This window comes from Jiella sp. M17.18 (assembly GCF_041027365.1).
Taxonomy (GTDB): Bacteria; Pseudomonadota; Alphaproteobacteria; order Rhizobiales; family Rhizobiaceae; genus VKMB-3413.
This window is the reverse complement of record NZ_JBFTEH010000004.1, coordinates 94,173-115,329: the sequence shown is the minus strand read 5'-3', so window position 1 is coordinate 115,329 and position 21,157 is coordinate 94,173. Positions and strand designations below refer to the sequence as shown.

The following is a 21,157-nucleotide window of genomic DNA, read 5'->3' as shown; positions in this document are numbered from 1 at the left end:
CGGCCGCCTGCCTCAGGCGAAGAGCCCGGCGGCGAGTTGCGCCGCGTCGACGGGCTTTTCGCAGACCAGCGTGCCCTTGAACCGTCCGGGCAGCGAATGGCGATCGTAACCGGTGGCGAAGAGGAAGGGGATGCCCCGCTCGTTCAGAAGATCGGCGAACTCGTAGACCATCTCCCCGTTGAGGTTGATGTCGAGCACGGCTCCGTCGATGGGACCATCATCGTCCAGCAGCGCCCGCGCCTCGGCGATCGTGGGGACCGGCCCCGAGATCTCGGCGCCGAAGCACTTGAAGTCCAGCGCCATGTCGTCGGCCAGCATGTACTCGTCCTCGACGACCAGCATGCGGCGGCCTTCGAGGCTCGGTGCCTGTCCTCCTCGGTTCATGGTTCGTCTCGTTGTTCGCCTCGCAGCCCAGAAAGCGGCAAGTTGATCGTGCATGTCAGACCCGTCTCACTGAACTGAAAGCCCGTCTCGGCTCCCAATGAGTAAGGCAGAGCCTTCTCGATGAGTTCCCGTCCATAGCCGCCGATCATTTCCGCGCCGTCCCCGTCGCGGAGGGCGCTGCCATGGGTGATGCCGCTTTCCAGCCATTCGAGCCGGAGTAGTGTTCCGGCGCCGTCGGCCTGCTCGGTCCGCCAGAGCACCGCAAGGCGCCCGCGCGGGCCCGACAGCGCGCCGTATTTGCGGGCGTTCGTCGCCAGTTCGTGCAGGGCGAGCGCGAAGGTCTGCACAATGCGGCTGCGCAGCACGACGTCCGGCCCCTCGACCTTCACCCGGTCGCCGTCGATTTCCGCCCCGAGCGCGTCGAGCTCGAGTTGCACCAGCGCGCCGATGGTGATCGGCTCCTGCTCGGAGCGGGACAGCAGGCCCTGGACGCGCGACAGCGCCGCCAGACGGTCGTTGAACCGCACCTTGAAGTCGTCCATCGACTCGCTGCTCTTCAGCGTCCGGTCGGACAGCGAGCGCACGACCCCGATCAGGTTGCGCGTGCGATGCTGCAGTTCGGTGACGAGGACCGCCTGGCTCTCCTGCAGCTGCTTCAGCTCCTGCACGTCGGTCGTCGTGCCGAGCCATTCGAGGATGCGCCCCTCGGGATCGTCCGGCGTCGGCTCGGAACGCACCGGCATCGAACGGGAATGATGCCAGACCCAGGCGCCGTCGGAGGCGCGCAGCACGCGGTGCTCGACGTCGAGAGCGCCCTTCTCCCCGGCGCGCGACCAGGCTTCGAGAAAGCGGTCGCGGTCCTCCGGATGCACGGCGTCGAGCCAGCCGAGGCCAAGGCTCTGCGCCTCGGTCTGGCCGGTGAAGCGCATCCATTGCGGGCTCGACCAGGTCCAGTGGCCGTTGTCGCCGGATCGCCAGACCAGCTGCGGGATGCCTTCCATCAGCAGCCGCAGCCGCTTCTCGCTGTCGCGCAGGGCCTCCTGCGCGCGCGTCAGCGGCGTCGTGTTGGTGAAGGTGATCACCGCACCGCCGATGAAATTGTCGACGCTGCGATAGGGCAGCACCCGGACGATGTAGCGGTTGCCGGTGGTCGAGCTGGCGATCTCGCGGTCGACGCTGCCGAGCGTGCGCAGGACGCGCCGCACGTCGTCCTGCAGTTCCTCGTAGGCGATCCGCGACTTGATGTGGCTGATCGGCCGGCCGAGGTCGGTCTCGACCAGATGGAACAGCTCCGTCACCGCGGGGGTGTAGTTCATCACCCGCAGCTGGTTGTCGAGGAACACAGTGGCGATCTGGGTGCTTTCGAGGAGGTTCTTCAGGTCGCTGTTGGCGCGGCCGAGCTCCTGCACCCGGTGCGCCAGCTCGCCGTTGACGGTGGTCAGTTCCTCGTTGACCGACTGCAGCTCTTCCTTGGAGGTCTCCAGCTCCTCGTTGGCGCTCTGCAGCTCCTCGTTCAGCGACTGGTATTCCTCGTTGGAGGACTTCAGCTCCTCGTTCGTGCTCTCCAGTTCCTCGACCGTCGCCTGCAGCCGCTCGTTGGTGGTGCGCAGTTCGCGCTCCAGCTGCTGGACCCGCTGGTCCTTCAGCTGCGACCCGTTCGCGTTGTCGCTGGCGGCCGGCTCCGGCGGGACCGGCACCTCCTTGAACAGGACGACCAGGAAGTGCGCCGAGGCCGGCCCTTCCGACACCGGCTCGATGACGACGTCGACCGACACGCGGTGTCCGTTGACGCCCATGCGCAGGTCGCTCACCTGCACGGTCTCGTTCTCCTCGAGGGCCCGCGACAGCGCGACGCGCAGGTCGAGGCGCAGGTCCGGATGGACGAGGTTGAGGAGATTGAGCGTCGCCGCCCCGCCCGCCGGATCGATATAACGGCCGGTGCGACCGGAAAAGTGCAGGACGTTGAGGCTGGTGTCGGTGACGACATAGGCGGGCGCGTAGCGCTCGGCGATCCGTTCCGCGCCCCGCGCGACGTTGCCTTCGGGGGGCCGGGCGCGATTCTGCGCCGGCGGCGAGACCAGACGCCGGTCGATCGGCGTGAAGGGAAAGTCCGGCAGGACCCGTACGCCGGTGGAGAGGCGCTGGAAGATGCGCAGCCGGCTTTCCACCGGTGCGAAGAGATTGGTGTGCCGCGAGACGTTCTCAGAATTGCCGAGGAAGAGATAGCCGTCCGGCTTCAGCGCGAAGTGGAACAGCGGGATCACCCGGCTCTGCAGGTCGGCGTCGAGATAGATCAGGAGATTGCGGCAGGAGACGAGATCGAGCCGCGAGAACGGCGCGTCCTTGATGACGCTGTGCTGGGAGAAAATGCACATCTCCCGGATCTCCTTTGCCACGCAATAGGTGGCGCCCTCCTTCACGAACCAGCGGGCGAGGCGCTCGGGCGAGAGGTCGCGCGCGATCGTCTCGGGGTAGCGCCCGACCCGGGCCGAGGCGAGCGCCCGGCCGTCGAGGTCGGTGGCGAAGATCTGGACCTGCGGAACCTCGTCCAGCGTCGCCATGTGCTCGCGCAGCAGGATCGCCAGCGAATAGGCCTCCTCCCCCGTCGAGCAGCCGATCACCCAGACCCGCAGCTGGTCGGCCCGTGCCTTGCCCTCGAAGAGCCGCGGGACGACGTTCGCCTCCAGGAACTCGAACTCCTTGCGGTCGCGGAAGAACTGCGTGACGCCGATCAGGAGGTCGTTGAAGAGGCTCTGCGCCTCCTCGCCGTCGGCGCGCAGGAATTCCAGGTATTCGGCCGGATCCGGCATCTGGACGACCTGCATGCGACGCTGGATGCGCCGCAGGAAGGTGCCGCGCTTGTATCCGTGGAAGTCGTGTCCCGTCTTGTTCCGCAGGACGGTCGCGACCGCCGAGAGCGTCGCCGACAGGTCGCTCTCCTCGGAGGTCTCCAGCTTGCGCCGTTGCTCGGCGAAGGTCTGGGCGTGGCGGTCGACCGTTCCGGCGAGTTCGGCTGCCGGCACCAGGAAGTCGGCGATCGCCGAGGGCAGGTTGCTGGCCGCCAGGTCGTGCTCCGCAAGGTCCGCCGTCGCTTCCGCGAGCGTCACGCCGCCCGCCTCCTTGACCGCGGTGACGCCGAGCGTGCCGTCCCCGCCCATCCCGGCAAAAAGGACGGCGATCGAATGTCCCTCCTCCGCCTTGGCGACAGAGACGAGCAGGCTGTCGATCGTGCCCCGCTCGCCGGGCTCCTCCTGCGAGTCCCGAACCCGAAACGTGCCGTTCTCGACCGTGACCAGCGCATTCGGGGACGAGAGGTAGATGTGGCCGGGCTCGATCGGCGCTCCGTCACGCACGGGGCTCGGCGCACGGTCCGCCTCGGAAAGGACGCGGCGGAAACGCTCCTCGTCCAGCGCCTCCCGATTCTGCAGCGCCACGACGACCGCCATGTCGTCGCGCAGGACGAGCTGCCGAAGGAACAGCTCAAGCGATTGCGTAGCGGCCGCGGATGCAGCGGCCGCGACAAACAGTGCAGTCATTGCTCAGAGCATCTCCATGCGAGCCCGGTGGGACGATTCCTCTTCCTCATCTTCGTATAGGCGGGATAAGCCCCTTGAAAAGCAATCCGAAACCGATTGTGGCGCGGCCCGGCACATCGGGCTCCGCCGGTCATTCCTGCTCCGTCACGTCGTCTGCGCCTCCGCCGGCCGGGCGAGCCATGGTCCGCAGGACCACCCGTCGGATCGTGTCGGCATAGGCGCGGTATTCCCGCGCCCGCTCCTCATACATCTTGACCACCGCGGCGCGGCCGGTCCTGCGCCCGTCCTCGGCCATCCGGGTGACGAGTTCGGCGCGCTCCTCGATGATCCGCAGCGCCACCCGCAGCGCTTCGTCGACCGAATTCTCCTGTTCGGTGGCGAGGACGTCGGCGGTGAAGCCGTGGCCGACCTGACAGCGGAAGCGGATCGGCTCGGCATGCCGCACCTCCGACAGCACGCCCCCGCAGCTCGGGCAGGTCAGCGCCGCCGGCTCGGCGAGGCTGCGCAGCTGCTCGCTGTCCAGGCGCTCGCCGGCGGCGATGTCGATCTCGAGCCGGATCTCCGGCGGGACGGGCCGCGAGGGTCCCGCCGTCTCCTCGACGAGATGCGAGAGAATGTCGCCCATGCGCGCGCCGGACACGATGGCGTCCACGGCGACCGCACGCTGGGCGCTGAGCGGCATCTCGTCCGCGATGGCGTCCGTCGGATCCTGCACCAGCGCGAGGCCGCCGCACTGCTTGATGGCGTTCAGCCCGGCGGCGCCGTCGTTGAGGAAGCCGCTGAGCACGACGCCGATGACGCGCGAGCTGTAGCTCGCCGCGGCGGAGCGGAACAGCGCGTCGATCGCCGGGCGCACCATGTTCTCGCGCGGTCCTCGCCCCAGCTTGATTCGGCCGTTCACGATCAGAAGATGGTGGTCGGGCACGCCGAGATAGATGTTGCCGGGCTCGATCTTCATCCCGTCGGCCGCGGCGTGGACCGGCAGACGCGCCGCGGCTGCGGCGACCGTCGCGAGGATTCCGAGGCTGCGCGCCGGGATGTGCAGGACCACGAACACGGCCGCCGGCAGGTCTGCCGGCAGCGCGGCGAGGATGTCCTTCAGCGGCGCGGTAGCGCCGGACGAACCGCCGATGACGACGATGTCCCGATTGGTCACGGCGCTTCTCCCGGAGTTGCGAGCCTCACACTCAACCAGCCGTCCGCCGGCAACGTTCCTGCCGATGCCCGCCTCCGGCTACGAATTGTCGCGGGCCGGCGTGGCCCGCGCATCGGAAGCGTGTATGCTGCCCGGACCCGTGCCCTTTGCGCGCGACGAGGCGCCGATGAACACGCGCTCCCCGCGAGACGATCACGAGCTGCAGGAAGAGCGCCGGCGGCTCGCCCTGGCCGACCGCGACATCAGCGAGGGCGAAGGTCGCATCGCCAGGCAGGCAGAGCTGATCGCGCGGCTCCGCCAGGAGGAGCAGGATACGGCCAGCGCCGAACGCTATCTCCACACGCTGCAGGAAACCCTTGCCGTCTGGCACGAGCATCGGCGCCTGATCTGCGAGGCGATCCGCCGGCTCGAAGCGAAGGACCGAGCCTGACTGCAACCTCGCCCGCGGGGCTTATCGGCAGACCACGCGCCGGCGCGGCTTGACGTCGAGATGCAGGTGGTTGCGGTGATCGTAGTTGTAGCCGGGGCCCAGCACGGTGCCGAAATAGCGGCAGCCGGCGGTGCGGATCGCCCGTTGGAAGCTCTTTTCGCGGAAGGAGAAGAAGCCCTTTTTCTCGACGTCGAACGTGCTGCCGTCGGCAAAGACGAAGCCGCGCACGTCGAGGGCGTTGCCGCTGGCATGTTCCGAGATCGTGCGCGTGCCGGCGATGCGCGAGCAGCGATAGGAGGAGGCGTTGAGGAGCGCCACCGGCCGCTCCCAGAGCTTCCAGCGCGCCGCCGGCTTCACCTCGTTCTCCACCCATTGCGAGATGCGCGCCGCGGCCGGGCAGTTGAGGATCGCGGCCGGCTTCACCGCGACGTCGCCGGCGAAGGCCAGCACCTTGACCGGGTGCTCGATGCCGCAGCTGCGCCCCCTGCCGATCGGCGAGATGTCGACGAACGTCACATTCAGCTTCCGCAGGGCGGCGCGGCAGAGCGCCTCGGCCCGCGGCATCGGCTGGTAGCCGTCCGGCGTCTCGGCTTCCAGCTCCCCCCGGCCCGGAAGCGCATCGGCGCCGGCGGAGGGCCCGTCCGGCGGCTCCAGCGAGGCAAGACGCGTGGTGGTTCGGGGTCGCGAAACGGGTGGCTGCGGGACGGCGCCGGGCGTCACCTGCTTCAGTCCGGCCCAGGGATCGTCCTCGCCGTCTTCCGTCACGCTCTCGCCGGTCGCGACGACATCCGGGCCGATGGAAATCGGCGCCGCGAGCGGCGGCGGCGTGGCTGTCGGCGCGGCCTCGCTGAGCGGTGCACCGGTGCCGCGACGCCGCGCGCGATGGCCGAGAAGATCGTCCTGCAGGGACCAGCCGGGCGAGGCGGCGGGCGGATCAGGCTGCGGCGCCGCGTCCGTCTCATCCGGCAGCGCGCCCTGCCCCGAGGATCCGGCGTCAACGGCCGCGGCGGGCATTGGCGGCTCCGTCAGCGCTTCGGCAGGCGCGTCCTGGTCTGCCGGGGAGAGATCCTGCGGAGGTACGGCGCTGCGATCCGGCGCGCCGTCGTTCGCCGGCGCGGGCGAGACCCGCGCCTGCGGCGGAGCGGCCGGGTCGGGAACGCTCGGGACGTAGCCGTCGCCGGGCTGCGGCATGCGTCCGCCCCATACCAGCGTTCCGCCGGCGGCGCGCGCAGCCGACCTGCCCCAATCCTGCGCCTCGGCCCGCCCCGGATGGCCCGCCGCCGCCAGAGCGGCGACGGCGAGCATGCCGAACGGCCCGGCTCTCGAACGCAACACCATGCCGTGGCCTTTCGTCCCCCCGCTCTCGAGCGGGATGCGGAGAGGCTAGGCGCAGTTGGTTAGCGGGAGGTGAATCGCGGCAGGATGATCAGAGGCAGACCGCTGGCGCCGGGGCGAAGCATCGAACCCCTCAGCCCTTGTCGTCGGGCGTCGGCTTCGTCCGCTTCCCCTCCTCATCCGGCATGTCCTGCTGCTTGCCCGGCTTGCGGCCCGGCTGATGCGTGTCCTGCGCCTCCATGGGGCTCACTTCGGCATCGGCTTCCCGTTTGGTATCGGCCATGTCTCGCTCTCCCTGTCTCACAGGAAGACGCGCCCGCGCGGCAAGCGGTTCCGACGTGGGGGCCGCGCCGCCCGGCGCCGTGCCCTGCCCGGCTACTCCGCCGCCATCTGCCCGGCCGAGGCGACGCGCACCGTCGGCAGGCTCTCGGCGTCGCCGCCGGACTGGCCGGAGAACTCCATGCGCCGGCGCGGCAGGCAGGCGGGATGCTCGGCCTGCAGCCAGGCGATCAGCTTTTCGCGGATCTCGCAGCGCAGGTCCCAGGTGCGCGGCGAGGTGCTGGCCGAGGCGAGGATGCGGACCTCGATCGTCTCCGAATGCGCATCCGAAACCTGCACGTTGATCACCTGCTTGTCCCAGAGCGGCGAGGCGGCGGCGAATTCCTCCGCCTTCTCGCGGATCGCCGCGACGGGGGCGGTGTAGTCGAGCTGCAGGAGCACCGTTCCGATGATCGCGCCGGTCTGCCGCGTCCAGTTCTGGAACGGCTTCTCGATGAAGTAGCGGATCGGCAGGACCAGCCGCCGCCAGTCCCACAGGCGCACCACGACGTAGGTCATGGTGATCTCCTCGACCCAGCCCCATTCACCCTCGACCACCACCGCGTCCTCCAGCCGGATCGGCTGGGTGATGGCGATCTGGATGCCGGCGAGGAGGTTCGACAGCACCGGCTGCGCCGCGAGGCCGACGACGATGCCAGCCGCGCCGCCGGCGGCAAGGAGCGAGACGCCGTACTGGCGCACGCTCTGGAACGTCATCAGGATCGCCGCCGCCGTCAGGATGAACAGGAGGACGGTGGAGGCCCGCAGCAGGATGCGGATCTGCGTCACGTGCTTGCGGGCGAGGAGATTGTCCTCGACGTCGAGCCGGAAGCGCCGGAGATAGACGTCCGCCGCGATCTGCAGCGTGCGCATGGCGATCCAGCCGAGCAGTCCGATGAAGGCGACGAGCAGGATGTGGGTGAAGACCAGCTTGGTGCTCACCCGGAACGGCGCCGCGCTGACCGCCGCCCCGATGAAGATGATCAGGAAGGCGAGACGGCTCGGCCCGCGGGTGCGCAGGAGAATGTTGCGCCAGTATTCCTGCGAGCGCTTCATCGTCCGCCGCACGACGCGCACCGCGATCCAGTGCAGGCCGAGGGCGATGCCGATCGCGAGCGCGATCAAGAGCAGCCCCGCGACAGGATGCGGCAGCCAGCCGAGCGTGGTTCCGACCTGCGCGAAGAGATTGTCCACCGGAAGCATGCGTTCCCCGTTGCCTCATGCCGCCAGATTGGCCGGCCGGCATGTCCATTCCCCCCGCAGCGCGGGAGGATAGGTCGCAACGTGCAGCGGAGAAGGCGGCGGAGCGGGATGGTACGGGTCGGCGGGTCAGGAATTGCGGCGCCGACGAACGAGAAGCCGCAGGTCGGAACGCCCGGCGATGACGGCGTGCCGCAGCGCCGGCCGGTTCAGCCCTGCGGCCAGCGCAGGAGGGCTTCCCGGCCGGCCGGCGTCAGACTGTAGAGGCCCCGCTCCACCCGTTCGAACCAGCCGTAGACATTGCGCTGCAGGATCGCCGCGGCCTTTGGGGCAACCGGAGCGAGGTCGCGCGGGCGCTTCGGCCCGGCCGCCATCGCCCTGGCGCAGGCGAGCGCATCCTGGCGGTAAGCCGTCATGATCGGCGCACGCGACCCGCCGCCGAGAGCCGGATCCCCGCGCCGCCGCCTGTGCTCGTCGACCAGCCGCGAGCGCCGCCGCGGGTCGCGGCGCGGCGCCGGCGCGGCCGGGCTCAAAAGAAGGTGAACCGTCTCGTCCTCGGCGACGCCGATCAGGCCGAAGCCGAGGCGCCGGCAGAGATTGCGAAAGCGCTTGTCCGCCTCGCGGCCCTTGCCGCCGCGCGACAGCTTCGCCGCCAGCCAGACCTCGTCGCAGGCGCTCGCGCGATCGACCGCCTGCAGCACGAGTTCGAGGTTGAAGGAGAGCTTCAGCTCGCAGATCACCACGACCGGCGGATCGCCGCCGTTCAGCGCGACGAGGTCGCAGCCGCCGATCTCGCCCTTCACGGCGAGCCCGAGCCCTTCGAGGAACTGCTTGACCGGCCCGTAGAGCGAGGTCTCGCGCATGCGGGGGCGGACGGCCCGAGGCCTCAGCCGAAGATCTGCGCCGCCACGTCCTCGGCCGTCCCCCTGATGGCGACCGAGGCCCCGCCGACGAAGAAGACGTCGGCCTCGCTGGCGCCGCGCGCCGTAATGTGGGTGACCATCAGCGGGATGATCATGACGGACTTGCCATGGGCGGTTTCCAGCGCGACGTAGCGCTTCGGCTTTTCGGACATTTCGAACCTTCACACGGGAGATATGATCGCCTGTAATCCGTCCGTCACCGGTCGGCAACATCGTCGTAGGCGAATAAGGCTGCGACGGCACGAGCGCCGCTTGCCGGAGCTCGCCAATCTCGGTGGGCGATGCGTTCCTGAATATCTCGAAGCCGAACCCGGCGGCCGGCTTCTTCTTCGCTCTCGGCCGTCAGGACGCGGATTTCGCGCCGGGGAGCGCCGAGCGGGTCGAGATGCGGGCCGGATCGGTGACGAGTTCGATCACCGCCGCTTTCTTCGCGGCTAGCGCGCGTTCAAAGGCCGGCATGAACTCCGCCGTCGTCGTCACCCGCTCCGCATGCGCGCCGAGCGCCGCGCCGAGCGCCCGGAAGTCGGGATTGACGAGATCCGTCCCGACGACGCGCCCCGGATATTCCCGCTCCTGATGCATGCGGATCGTGCCGTAGATGCCGTTGGCGAAGACGAAGACGATCGGCCGCGCGCCGTATTGCACGGCCGTCGCGATCTCCATGCCGCTCATCTGGAAGCCGCCGTCGCCGACGCAGCCGATGACGGTGCGCTCGGGATGGCGGATCGCCGCGGCGACCGCGGCGGGCACGGCGTAGCCCATTGCGCCGGCGGTCGAGCCGAGCTGGCGGCCGGGCCGGCCATAGGCGAGATAGCGCTGAGGCCAGCCGGTGTGGTTGCCCGCATCGACGGTGACGATCGCATCTTCGCCGAGCGTCTCGCGCAGGGCGGCGAAGGCAGCGGACAGGTCGAGCGGCCCCGCCTCCCCCTGCGGCTCCTGGTCCGCCTGGAACGCCGCGCGCAGTTCGCCGCGCCAGTCCTGCCAGCGGGCGCCGTCGAACCAGCGGGCCTCGGCAAGGGTTTCTGCGAGATGCGCCGACGAGGCGTTGAGGCCGAGTTCCGGCTGGAACACGCGGCCGATCTCGTCGGCTCCGGCATGGACATGGATCACCCGCGGCTTCGGCCCCGGAGCGTCAAGTGTCGTGTAGCCCTTGGTGGTCATCTCGCCGAGCCGTGCGCCCGCGACGAAGAGCACGTCCACCTCCGCCATGCGCTTCACGAGGCTCGGCAGGCCGGAGGTCCCGAAATCGCCGACGAAGGCTGGCGAGCGCGACGAGACGACGTCCTGGCGGCGGAAGGAGCAGGCGACCGGCAGGCCATTCGCCTCGGCGAAGGCGGTGATGCCGCGCGCCGCCTCGTCGCTCCAGCCGCTGCCGCCGACGAGCATCAGCGGCTTCTTCGCCGTCTCCAGCACGGCGCGGATCGCATCGGCGTCGGCAGCCGACAGATTGCCCGCCACCGGTCCGACATGCGGTGCATCGGGAACGTCTGCCGTCTCGGTCAGCATGTCCTCGGGCAGCGCCAGCACCACCGGTCCCGGCCGGCCGGACATGGCCGTGCGATAGGCCCGGGCGACATATTCGGGAATGCGCGCGGCGCTGTCGATCTCGGCCGCCCATTTCGCGACCGGGCCGAACATCTGGCGGTAGTCGATCTCCTGGAAGGCTTCCCGATCGCGCATGTCCCGGCCGACCTGGCCGACGAACAGGATCATCGGCGTCGAATCCTGGAAGGCGGTGTGGACGCCGACCGCAGCGTGACAGGCGCCGGGACCGCGGGTGACGAAGCAGAGGCCCGGTCGTCCCGTCAGCTTGCCATAGGCTTCGGCCATGTTCGCGGCGCCGGCCTCGTGCCGCGCATTGACCAGCCGGATCGCCTCGCGGCTGTCATGGAGCGCGTCGAGCACGGCGAGATAGCTCTCGCCGGGAACGCAGAAAGCGGTGTCGGCACCCTGCGCCAGGAGCTGATCGACCAGGATGCGACCGCCGGTGCGAGGCTTCGGAGGTAAGGTCATGCGGAACTTTCGAGATATCCGGTGACGGGCTGTCGGCGCCGCGACGAGGCGGCGGCCGGATGACGACGGGCCGACCCGCAGCGCCCCCGGAGGCGTCGCCGCGGGCGGCGATGCGGCTCGGGGTCACCCGTAGTGGTTCTGCACCACCGCGTTGGCGATCTCCTCGCGGCCGATGATGCCCACGATGTCCTCCGGCCGCGGAATGCCGCGGGGATTGTTGACGACGATGGCGTAGTGTCGGCCGCGCCGGCTCATGCGGGTCACCACCGTGTTGAGATTGTTGCCGACGCTGGCGATGATGAAGTCCGACGAGCCGATGTCCTTCAGCGTCTGCTTGGTGAAGCGGTCTGCCTGATAGGGAATCGTGCCGAAGCGGACATAGCCGGTGATGCGGTTGCCGTCGGTGATGATCACGCGGCTCGTGTCGATGTCGATGCGCTTCAGCGCGTCGGTCACGGTCATCGACTCCGGCAGGACGGTGAAGTTCTTCACCATCGTCTCCGCCGCCGACTGCACGAGATACATGTTGGTGGTGCGGTCGGTGGGGATCGGCCGGCCGCGGTCGCGGAGCTTGATCGTGTAGATATCGGAGGCGACGAGCGCCCGCCGCACGCCGATCGCGATCGCCACCGACAGGACCAGCGGCAAGATGATCTGGTAGTCGCGGGTCATCTCGAAGATCATCACGATCGCCGTCATCGCGGCGCTGGTCGAGCCGCCGACCATGGCGCCCATGCCGATGATGGCGAAGGTCTCGACCGTCAGGTGCTCTCCCGGCAGCAGCGTGTGGCCGATGACGCCGATCGCGCCGCCGAGCGTCGCGCCCATGAACAGGCTCGGCGAGAAGATGCCGCCGGACGCGCCCGATCCGAGGCTAATGCAGGTCGCGACCAGCTTGCCGACAAACAGCAGCAGAAGCAGCCAGGCGCTCGTGGTGCCGCCGTTGAGGACGTCCTGGATGGTCGAATAGCCGACGCTGAGAACGTGGTAATGGCCGGCGCCGAGCAGGAAGAGGTAGCCGAGCACGCCGACCGAGAGCATGCCGATGACGTTCTGGACGTAGGGGTTGAGGTTGGAATCCTCGAAGACGTCCTCGGCCCAGGCGAGCAGCTTGACGAAGGCATAGGCCGCGAGCCCGATCACCACGCCGACGATCGCCGCGAGGATCAGCTCGGCGCCGTTGACCGCCTGGCCGTGCACGATCCCGTCGAAGGGCACGACGAAGGCCGATTCGATGCCCATGACGAAGCGGTAGATGTAGGTGGAGGTGGCCGTCGCCACGACGACCGGCAGGAAGGTGCGGGTCGAGACTTCCGGCAGCAGGATCTCCGAAGCGAAGAGCACGCCGCCGAGCGGCGTGTTGAAGGTCGCCGCGATGCCGGCACCGGCACCGGCCGAGAGCAGCGTGATCTTCTGGTGGCGCACCAGGCGCAAGGCTCGAGCGAAGGTCGAGCCGAAGGAGGAGCCGATCTGGATGATCGGGCCTTCGCGGCCGACCGACGCGCCGGTGCCGATGGAGATCGCCGAGGCCAGCGACTTCACCACCGCGACGATGGCGCGGATGTTGCCGTTCTGGTGGTAGATCGAGAACATCACCTCGGGCACGCCGTGGCCCTTGGCCTCCGGGGCGAAGGTCTGCACCAGCCAGACGACGATCAGGCCGCCGATCACCGGCACCAGGATGATGCCCGCCCCCCAGGGGCTCGGCGGGCCGTAGACGTTCGGGTCGAGATGCGGCTGCAACACGCCGTAGAAGGAGAAATTGTAGATGATCGCGATCAGGAACTTGAAGACGATCGCGCCCAGGCCCGCGACGATCCCGACGATCAGCGCCAGGACGAGCATCACCGGGAGATTGACCTCGCGGTCCGGCGGCGCCTCGGCCTCCGTCGCGGTTGTCGCAGCGGCGGAGACGGACGGGCTTTCGACGGACATGGTGCTCGGCTAAGGGATGTTGCGGACAGGGCGGGACGTTGCCCTTTCTATTTCACTGTCCGGCCGCGATAGGAAGGGCGCCGATCAAAAAACCCGGACGGCGCCCCGGAATCGGGCGCTATTCCGTCCGCTCCGCCACCCCATTCACTGCATCCAGGCGGAGATCGCACCGGGACTCGCGCCCGTCACGGGGTCGGTTTCCGGGCGTGCGAGCCGGCCGATCGCGGCCCGGGCGCTGTCGAGGTCGAGTTCGCCGGCCCGGGTGATCGCGCCGTTCTGGCCGGGCGGATAGGCGCCGACGACGGCGAAGTCCGGCGTCGCGCTCAGGCGCTTGTGACCGACACCCGCCGGGACGATCACCACGTCGCCCTGGCGCATCTCGATGCGCGCGCCGTCCTCGCCGCCGAAGCCCACCGTCGCCTCGCCCCGGACGCAGCCCAGCACCTCGTGACCCTCGATGTGGTAGTGCCAGTAGTCGAAGACCGTATAGGTCCAGGTGCCCTGCCAGCCATTGCCCTGAAAGCGCGCCGCCATCGCCTCGGGAGACGCGTCGCCGCCGGCGATCGCGCCCGGCATCACGATCAGCGGGAACTGGCTGTTCGGCATCGTCGAATCGGGCTCGAAGCGATGGGTTTCGACATTCATGGCGGCCTCCCGGCTGGATCTGCGAGACATGCTTCGTCACCGGATAGACGTTCACATCTTCGGCGAGTTCCGCTAGACGGCCGGTCAGAACCGAAATTGCGCTTGGACGGGAAGCATTGCGCTCCGATGCAGAGGGTGCACCGCTCTTGCCGCGGCACCTCGGCGTGCCGCCGCCACGCGCCGTCCGCCGACGAGAAGGCACCATGATCCCAGACCTGCCAACGCTGCCCTCGCCGTTCAGCGCCCGGACCGTCCTGAAGCGCGACATCTTCGGCGAGATCGCCTCGGGTTATCTGGAGGACGCGCCGGAGACGGTCGTCATCCGCCGCCGCGTCGGCGCCTCGGCGCCATGGGTGCGCAGCTTCGCCTGGCACCTCGCCAACCGCGAGATCCGCGCCCTGAAGCGGCTCGACGCCGTCGAGGGCGTGCCGAAGCTTCTCGGCGTCGACGACCAGGCGCTCTACCGCTCGTTCATCGAGGGAACGCCGCTGCACGTCGCCAAGCCGCGCGGCAACGCCGCCTATTTCCGCGACGCCAAGCGCCTCCTGCACGCGCTGCACCGGGCCGGGGTGACCCACAACGACCTCGCCAAGCCGCAGAACTGGCTGATCACGCCGGACGGGCGGGCGGCGCTGATCGACATGCAGCTCGCCACTGTCTTCCGCCGCCGCGGGCCGATGTTCCGGCTGATGGCCCGCGAGGACCTTCGGCATCTGCTCAAGCAGAAGCGCAGCTTCTGCAAGGAGCACCTGACGGCCAGCGAGAAGAAGATCCTGGCGACGAAGAGCGTGCCCGCCCGCGTCTGGCTGCGCACCGGCAAGCCCGTCTACAACCTCGTCACGCGCGGCGTCTTCGGCTGGTCGGACGGCGAAGGCACCAAGGACCGGCTCGACCACGAGGGCAAGGCGATCGCCGCGCGCATCGCCGCCGATCCGGCGGTCGCCGACCTGTCGCTGGCGCTCTTCCCCTACCCCAAGAAGAAGGGCGTCGGCATCTACGCCTTCGTCGAGATGCTGCCGGGCGCCAACGGGCCGGAAGTCGAGAAGCGGCTGAGCTTCGGCGGCGGCCCGCGGCCGGACGTCATCCAGGCGGTCGAGCGGCTGCCGCGCGACGAGGACGGGCGCGTGCGCGAGGACCTGCTCAGGCTGATCGCGATCAACCAGGTCGACCGGATCGACACCATGGCCGGCAGCGCCGAGACGCTGGCGCTCGCCCATACGATCGCCGCGGACAGGCGCAACTTCACCGACCGGCGGCTGAAGGTCTGACCGGCCGGCGCCGCTATCGCGCCTCCAGGCGGAGCGTCTTCTCGACGACGCGGGCGAACTGCTGCAGCCGCCCGTCCGGGCGCTCGCCGACGAGGGCGCCGAGTGAGCCCGGCATCACCAGGGTGAAGCCGCCGCGCGGGTCCTGCGCCCATTTCAGCTGGTCGAGGATGCCCGGCATCGACGCGGTCAGGAGGTAGGTCACCCGGAACAGCGAGGCGAGGACGCGCGCCCGGTGCATCAGGCGGGGGTCGATGAGGCGCTCGATCTCCGGCAACTGGTTCTGCTCGAAGTGTCCTTCGTGGCGATAGAAGTTGGTGAGGCCGAGGAAGGCCCGGCCGCGGTGGTCGACGGCCGGGAAGGCCGCATGCGCGATGATCGACAGCGACTGCTTGCCGCGATAGTCGGGATGCGCCCGCCAGCCTATGTCGGCGAGCAGGCACGCCGCCTCGCGCAGCCGCTCCTCCTCCGGCGTCTCCTCGATATCGAGCGCCTCGAAGGTGCGCCGGCACCAGACGACGAGTTCGCGCGCATGGGCTGGCGAGCGGGATCTAAGGATCGCCAGCTCGGCCGACGCCTCGATCAGCGGATCCTTGGCCTTCTCCTCCTCCGAGAGCAGCGAATGCAGATAACCCTCGCGCACGCCGAGGGCCGAGAGCACGATCTTCGAGGGCTTGAGATACTTGATCACGCTCTTCAGCGTCACTGCGCCGTAGGCGAGCAGCGCCCGGCGCGATTTCGACACGGCGTCGATCCGCGGAAGCTTGTCCGGATCGCTGCGGATCACCGAGTCGAGGAAGGGCTCGAGATTGTCGGTCGGGATCTCGTAGCCGTGCATCACATGCAGCGGATAGGTCTCCTGCTCCATGTGCAGCTTGGCGAGGTTCCGCCAGGTGCCGCCGACGGCGTAGAAGGGACGGCCGGCGGACTTGGCGGCGAGCGCGCAGACGGAGACGTGGCTGTCGGAAATCGCCTGCGCCCGCGCAAGGTCCCCGTCGGCGAGGTCGCGTAGCCTGAGACCCCCGAGCGGCAGGGTCAGCCCGCCCTCGGAGGTGCCATCATGGACGTCGACGAGTTCCAGGCTGCCGCCGCCGAGATCGCCGGCGATGCCGTCCGCCTGATAGAAGCCCGCCAGCACGCCCTCGGCGGCAAAGCGCGCTTCGTCGGCGCCGGACAGGATCCGGATCGGCCGGCCGATCGCCGCTTCCGCGGCGGCGATGAAGTCCGGACCGTTCTGCGCCTCGCGCGCGGCAGCGGTCGCCAGCGGATAGAGCTCCGCGACTTCGGCCTGCTCGGCGAGCTTGGCGAAGCGGCGCAGCGCGGCGAGCGCGCTGTCCATCGCGGCGGGATCGAGGCGGTTGGTCTGGGCAAGGCCCCGGCCGAGGCCGCTCAGGACCTTCTCGTTGAACAGCTGGGTCAATGCGCGGACATTGCCCTCGTAGATCACCAGCCGGATCGAGTTGGAGCCGATGTCGACGACCCCGACCGGGCGGCGATCCTGCAGCCGCCCCTGCGCAATGGCTTCAGTCAAAGCGGGAGTGGTCGGCTCGTTGGCGTGCGATGAGCTTGGGAGCATCCGTCTTCAGCGCTTTCCCGCGTCCGGAAAGACTCGGGTTGGTCATGAAATAGCGTTGGGCGTTGAACGGCTGTTCGCCCGGCGAAGGCACGATATGGCGCGACGTGCCGTCCGCCGCCACCGACCAGCTCTGCTGATTGTCCAGAATGTTCCCCAGCATGATCTGCGACAGGACCTGGCTGTGCACCGTCTTGTTGGTGATCGGCACGAGCACTTCCACCCGTCGGTCGAGGTTCCGCGGCATCATATCGGCCGAGCCGAGATAGACGATCGCCTGCTCCGACGGCAAGCCGTGGCCGTTGCCGAAGCAGAAGATCCGGCTGTGCTCCAGGAAGCGGCCGACGATCGACTTCACCCGGATGTTCTCCGACAGGCCGGGCACGCGGGGCCGGAGGCAGCAGATGCCGCGCACCACGAGGTCGATCTCGACGCCCGCCTGGCTCGCCCGGTAGAGCGCGTCGATCACCGCGGCGTCGACCAGCGAGTTCATCTTCATCCAGATCTGGCCCGGACGGCCCGCCTTCACATGCGCGATCTCGTCCTGGATGTGGCCGATGATCCGGCTGCGCAGGGTCAGCGGCGAGATCGCCAGCTTCTTCACCTCGGTCGGCTCGGCATAGCCGGTGATGTAGTTGAAGACGAGGCTGACGTCGTGGGCGATGTCCGGATCGGCGGTGAAGTAGCTGAGGTCGGTATAGATCTTCGCGGTGATCGGATGGTAGTTGCCGGTGCCGATATGGACGAAGTTGACCAGCCGGCCCTCCTCGCGGCGCACGACCAGCGAGAGCTTGGCATGGGTCTTCTTCTCGATGAAGCCGAACACCACCTGCACGCCGGCGCGCTCCATGTCGCGCGCCCAGCGGATGTTGGCTTCCTCGTCGAACCGGGCCTTCAGCTCGACCAGCGCGGTGACCGACTTGCCGGACTCGGCCGCGTCGATCAGCGCCCGCACGATCGGCGAGTCGTTGGAGGTGCGGTAGAGCGTCTGCTTGATCGCGATGACGTCCGGATCGCGCGCCGCCTGGCGGACGAACTGCACCACCACGTCGAAGGATTCGTAGGGGTGGTGGACGACGATGTCCTTCTCGCGGATCGCGGCGAAGCAGTCGCCGTTGTGCTCGCGGATGCGCTCGGGGAAACGCGGGATGTACGGCTTGAACTTCAGGTCGTCGCGCGAGAGCTTGCAGATCTGCGAGACCGAATCCAGCGCCAGCATGCCGTCCATGACCGAGATGCGCGCTTCGGGCACTTCGAGTTCGCCAGCGACGAAGTTCCTCAGATCCTCCGGCATGACCGAGTCGAACTCGATGCGGATCACCCGGCCGCGCCGCCGCCGCTTCAGCGCCGATTCGAACAGGCGGACCAGATCCTCGGCCTCCTCCTCCACCTCGATGTCCGAGTCGCGGATGATGCGGAAGGTGCCGGACCCCTTCACCCGGTAGCCCGGGAAGAGCTTGGCGATGAACAGCGCCACGACGCTCTCCAGCGGCACGAAGCGCACGAGCCCGTTGTCGCCGACCGGCATCTCGATGAAGCGCTGCAGCGCCACCGGCAGCCTCAGGAGCGCGTTCATCTTCTGGGAATCGCGCTCCCGCGTCAGCGCCAGGGCGATCGAGAAGCCGAGATTGGGGATGAAGGGGAAGGGATGCGCCGGGTCGATCGACAGCGGCGTCAGCACCGGGAAGATCGTGTCGTCGAAGTGACGCTCCAGCCAGGCCTTGTCGGCGCCCCGCAACTCGCCGGCACCGACAATCAGGATCTTCTCCTGGCGCAGCGCCTTGACGAGCTCGGCCAATGAGGCCTGCTGCTCGTTCTGGAGATGCTCGACCTCCTCCAGGATCTTGTCGAGCTGCTCCTGCGGGGTCAGGCCGTCGACGCTGCGGATCGCGATCTTCTCGCGCACCTGGCCGGCGAGGCCGGCGACGCGCACCATGAAGAACTCGTCGAGATTGTCGGCCGAGATCGACAGGAAGCGAACGCGTTCCAGCAGCGGATGCTCGGCGTTCTGCGACTCCTCCAGAACGCGCCGGTTGAACTGCAGCCAGGAGACCTCACGGTTGATGAAGCGGTCGGCGGGTAGCTCGCCGTCGTCGACCGCCTTCTCCGGCGGTCCGGCGTGAAGCTCGGCCGGCAGCTGTTCGAGGATCAGCGCCGCTTCAGAGGCCGCTTCGGACGGAGGCGTCTCGACGACCCGCTCGGCGACGGCCGAGGCGGCCGGCGCGGCCTCGCCGGCCTCAGCCTTTGGGTCGAGCGCGGGCGCCGAGCCCGAGCCGCTGCCCGACGCCCGCCGCCGCGTCCGCGTCGTCGTCGCAGCCGCCGGCTTCTTGGCGGATGCGGGCCGGCGGCGGGTGCGCGGTGCCGGGCGCTCGGTCTTCGGGGTCTCGTCGTCCATCGTCACAAATCCTCCGTCGCGTCGCCCGCATAATCTTGTGTAGCAACCGTTTGATGACGTGAAGCGCCGTCCTGCGCATCGAGGACGCGCCGCAGCAGCGGCCGCGTGATCCGTCCCTTGGCGGCGAGCGCCTCCCGATCGGCGGCCGCCACGACCCGCTGCGCCGCCTCCAGCGATCGCTCCATGCGGTCGGTGAGGTAGCGTACCGCACCCGGCTCGACGTCGAGCTGCCGGTCGGCGAAGAGCTTGGTGAGGACGCCGGCGAGGAGGTCGTCGTCCGGCGTCTCGATCCGCACGAGGCTCGCGGCGCAGAGGCGGGAGCGTAGGTCCTTCAGCGCCAGCTCGAATTCGGCGGGCGGCCGCGACGCCGTCGCGAGCACGCTGCCGCCGCCGAGCCGCGCGGCGTTCACCAGCGCGAACAGGTCCTCCTCGCGGTAGCCGGCGCGGTCGATGTCGTCGAGGACGACGGCGAAGGGCGACGCACCCGCGATCTCATGCACGGTGTCCGGCGTCGCGATGCGCGCGCCGGCCCGCTCGGCCCAGACATGGCCGAGATGGGTCTTGCCCGCGCCGGCGGGGCCGACGACGATCAGCACCGCATGCGCCCATCGCGGCCAGGCGTCCACCGCCTCCACCGCAAGGCGGTTCGCGGCCGATACGACCAGATCGTCCCGCGCGAAGGAGGGTCGGTGCGGCAGGTCGAGCGGCAGCTGTGTCGCCATCGCCATCCTCAGACGCGCTTCGGCGCGGCCGAAGCCGGACGCTCCTCGCGGGGAGCGACGGGAGCACCGGCCGCCTCGATGGTGACCGGCCGCTCCGACCCGACGGCCGGCTGCGGCGGCAGTTCCCGGCCGTAATACATCTCGCTCTGGAGATATTGCGACAGCGCGAAGCGCACGAGGACGCCGACCGCCGCCGCCGCCGGCACCGCGATGAGCAGGCCGACGAAGCCGAACAGCGCGCCGAAGGCGAACAGCGCGAACATCAGCCAGACCGGATGCAGACCGACCGAGGCGCCGACGAGCTTGGGCTGCAGGATGTTGCCCTCGATGAACTGGCCGACGATGAAGATGCCGAGCACCACCAGCACCCAGGGCCATTCCGGCCAGAACTGGAAAAAGGCGACGCCCACCGAGAGGATCAGCCCCGTCGCCGAGCCGATATAGGGGATGAAGGCGATGAGGCCGGTGAAGAGGCCGATCAGCAGGCCGAAGTTGAGGCCCACCAGCGTGAGCGAAACGCCGTAGAACGTGCCGAGGATCAGGCACACGCCGCCCTGCCCGCGCACGAAGCCGGCGACCGAGCGGTCGATGTCGCGGGCGATGCGCCGCACCGTGTCGATGTGCTGGCGGGGGATCCAGCCGTCGACCTCGGCAATCATCCGGTCCCAGTCGATCAGCAGGTAGAAGGCGACGACCGGCGTGACCACGAACAGCGACACGAAGTTGACGACCGCCAGCGACGACGACCAGAGCGACGCGAGGAACGAGGTCACGATCCCCGTGCCTTCGCTGACGATCTGGGCGAAGTCCTGCTTCAGATTGGTCTGGCTGTCCGGCAGCAGCCAGCCGAACGGGCCGGTGCGAAAGTGCTCGGCGATCAACTGCGCCTTGTCGACATATTGCGGCACGCGTTCGGCAAGCCCGGCCACCTGGCCGCCGATGATCGGCACGATGATGCCGATGATCGCCCCGAAGATCACCACGAACAGCACGAGGATGACGCCGGTCGCCGCAACGCGCGACAGCCCCCGCCGCTCGAACCAGTCCGCCACCGGATCGAGGAAGTAGGCGATCGCCGCGCCGAGTACGAAGGGCAGGAGGATGCCGGCGAAGATCCAGAGCAGGAGCACGAGGACCGCTGCCGCAATGCTCCAGAACAGAACCTGGCGCCGGATCAGCGCGCTTCGGTCGGTCATCTACTCCCCTTCCCTCGCGCCGGCCGGCCGAACCGGATCATCCCCGTGCCGTCTACCGCAGGCTGAGATAGGTAGCGCGCGAGCCGATGGTCAAGCCGCGCGGAGCCGGCACGGGGCGCCATCCCCGCTTC

General features: G+C 69.1%; 17 protein-coding genes. 2 read left to right on the top strand and 15 right to left on the bottom strand.

Annotation, left to right across the window (positions count from 1 at the left end; genetic code table 11):
• Positions 1-12: 12 nt before the first annotated feature.
• The 3 genes from AB5S17_RS09410 to AB5S17_RS09400 all read right to left on the bottom strand — a co-directional run bounded on the left by AB5S17_RS09410 (position 13) and on the right by AB5S17_RS09400 (position 5,076).
• Positions 13-384 carry a response regulator gene (locus AB5S17_RS09410; RefSeq protein WP_369238564.1) on the bottom strand — a complete coding sequence of 124 codons (372 nt, stop codon included), beginning with the start codon at positions 382-384 and terminating at the stop codon, positions 13-15.
• The gene (locus AB5S17_RS09405) at positions 381-3,920 is read right to left on the bottom strand and encodes a CheR family methyltransferase (RefSeq protein WP_369238562.1); all 3,540 of its coding nucleotides are present in this window, start codon (positions 3,918-3,920) and stop codon (positions 381-383) included. The genes AB5S17_RS09410 and AB5S17_RS09405 overlap by 4 nt, the downstream gene beginning before the upstream one ends.
• 130 nt (positions 3,921-4,050) lie before the next feature.
• Positions 4,051-5,076 carry a chemotaxis protein CheB gene (locus AB5S17_RS09400; protein WP_369238560.1) on the bottom strand — a complete coding sequence of 342 codons (1,026 nt, stop codon included), beginning with the start codon at positions 5,074-5,076 and terminating at the stop codon, positions 4,051-4,053.
• Between AB5S17_RS09400 and AB5S17_RS09395 the strand changes: the two genes are divergently transcribed.
• Positions 5,069-5,506: a hypothetical protein gene (locus tag AB5S17_RS09395; protein ID WP_369238558.1), complete on the top strand. Its 438-nt coding sequence runs from the start codon at positions 5,069-5,071 to the stop codon at positions 5,504-5,506. The two genes, AB5S17_RS09400 and AB5S17_RS09395, sit on opposite strands and share 8 nt — an antisense overlap.
• Before the next feature lie 21 nt (positions 5,507-5,527).
• Here AB5S17_RS09395 and AB5S17_RS09390 read toward each other — a convergent pair whose 3' ends face one another.
• The 8 genes from AB5S17_RS09390 to AB5S17_RS09355 form a co-directional block, all read right to left on the bottom strand.
• Positions 5,528-6,844: an extensin family protein gene (locus AB5S17_RS09390; RefSeq protein WP_369238556.1), complete on the bottom strand. Its 1,317-nt coding sequence runs from the start codon at positions 6,842-6,844 to the stop codon at positions 5,528-5,530.
• 130 nt (positions 6,845-6,974) lie between these two features.
• Positions 6,975-7,124 carry a hypothetical protein gene (locus AB5S17_RS09385; RefSeq protein ID WP_369238554.1) on the bottom strand — a complete coding sequence of 50 codons (150 nt, stop codon included), beginning with the start codon at positions 7,122-7,124 and terminating at the stop codon, positions 6,975-6,977.
• Between the two features lie 92 nt (positions 7,125-7,216).
• A complete protein-coding gene (locus AB5S17_RS09380; RefSeq protein WP_369238552.1) occupies positions 7,217-8,362 on the bottom strand; it encodes a mechanosensitive ion channel family protein in 1,146 nt (381 codons plus the stop codon).
• Positions 8,363-8,568: 206 nt separating this feature from the next.
• Entirely contained in the window at positions 8,569-9,222 is a 654-nt protein-coding gene (locus AB5S17_RS09375; protein ID WP_369238550.1) for a DUF2161 domain-containing phosphodiesterase, read from the bottom strand.
• Positions 9,223-9,245: 23 nt separating this feature from the next.
• On the bottom strand, positions 9,246-9,434 hold the full coding sequence (locus AB5S17_RS09370) for a hypothetical protein (protein WP_369238548.1): 189 nt from the start codon (positions 9,432-9,434) through the stop codon (positions 9,246-9,248).
• A 190-nt stretch (positions 9,435-9,624) separates the two neighbouring features.
• Positions 9,625-11,295 (bottom strand): thiamine pyrophosphate-dependent enzyme, encoded by a 1,671-nt coding sequence (locus AB5S17_RS09365; protein ID WP_369238546.1) that lies wholly within the window; start codon positions 11,293-11,295, stop codon positions 9,625-9,627.
• Positions 11,296-11,418: 123 nt separating this feature from the next.
• Complete coding sequence (locus AB5S17_RS09360; protein WP_369238544.1) at positions 11,419-13,230, bottom strand: chloride channel protein; 1,812 nt, start codon at positions 13,228-13,230, stop codon at positions 11,419-11,421.
• 144 nt (positions 13,231-13,374) lie between these two features.
• A complete protein-coding gene (locus tag AB5S17_RS09355) occupies positions 13,375-13,875 on the bottom strand; it encodes a cupin domain-containing protein (protein WP_369238542.1) in 501 nt (166 codons plus the stop codon).
• Between the two features lie 203 nt (positions 13,876-14,078).
• Between AB5S17_RS09355 and AB5S17_RS09350 the strand changes: the two genes are divergently transcribed.
• Entirely contained in the window at positions 14,079-15,143 is a 1,065-nt protein-coding gene (locus AB5S17_RS09350; protein ID WP_369238540.1) for an RIO1 family regulatory kinase/ATPase, read from the top strand.
• A 13-nt stretch (positions 15,144-15,156) separates the two neighbouring features.
• On the opposite strand, the gene AB5S17_RS09345 is transcribed toward AB5S17_RS09350, so the two are convergent.
• From AB5S17_RS09345 to AB5S17_RS09330, 4 genes are all read right to left on the bottom strand, one after another.
• Positions 15,157-16,671: a Ppx/GppA family phosphatase gene (locus tag AB5S17_RS09345; protein WP_369238538.1), complete on the bottom strand. Its 1,515-nt coding sequence runs from the start codon at positions 16,669-16,671 to the stop codon at positions 15,157-15,159.
• A complete protein-coding gene (locus AB5S17_RS09340; protein WP_369239082.1) occupies positions 16,664-18,865 on the bottom strand; it encodes an RNA degradosome polyphosphate kinase in 2,202 nt (733 codons plus the stop codon). The genes AB5S17_RS09345 and AB5S17_RS09340 overlap by 8 nt, the downstream gene beginning before the upstream one ends.
• 245 nt (positions 18,866-19,110) lie before the next feature.
• Positions 19,111-19,830: a DnaA/Hda family protein gene (locus AB5S17_RS09335; protein ID WP_369238536.1), complete on the bottom strand. Its 720-nt coding sequence runs from the start codon at positions 19,828-19,830 to the stop codon at positions 19,111-19,113.
• An 8-nt stretch (positions 19,831-19,838) separates the two neighbouring features.
• On the bottom strand, positions 19,839-21,026 hold the full coding sequence (locus tag AB5S17_RS09330; RefSeq protein ID WP_369238534.1) for an AI-2E family transporter: 1,188 nt from the start codon (positions 21,024-21,026) through the stop codon (positions 19,839-19,841).
• Positions 21,027-21,157 lie beyond the last annotated feature (131 nt).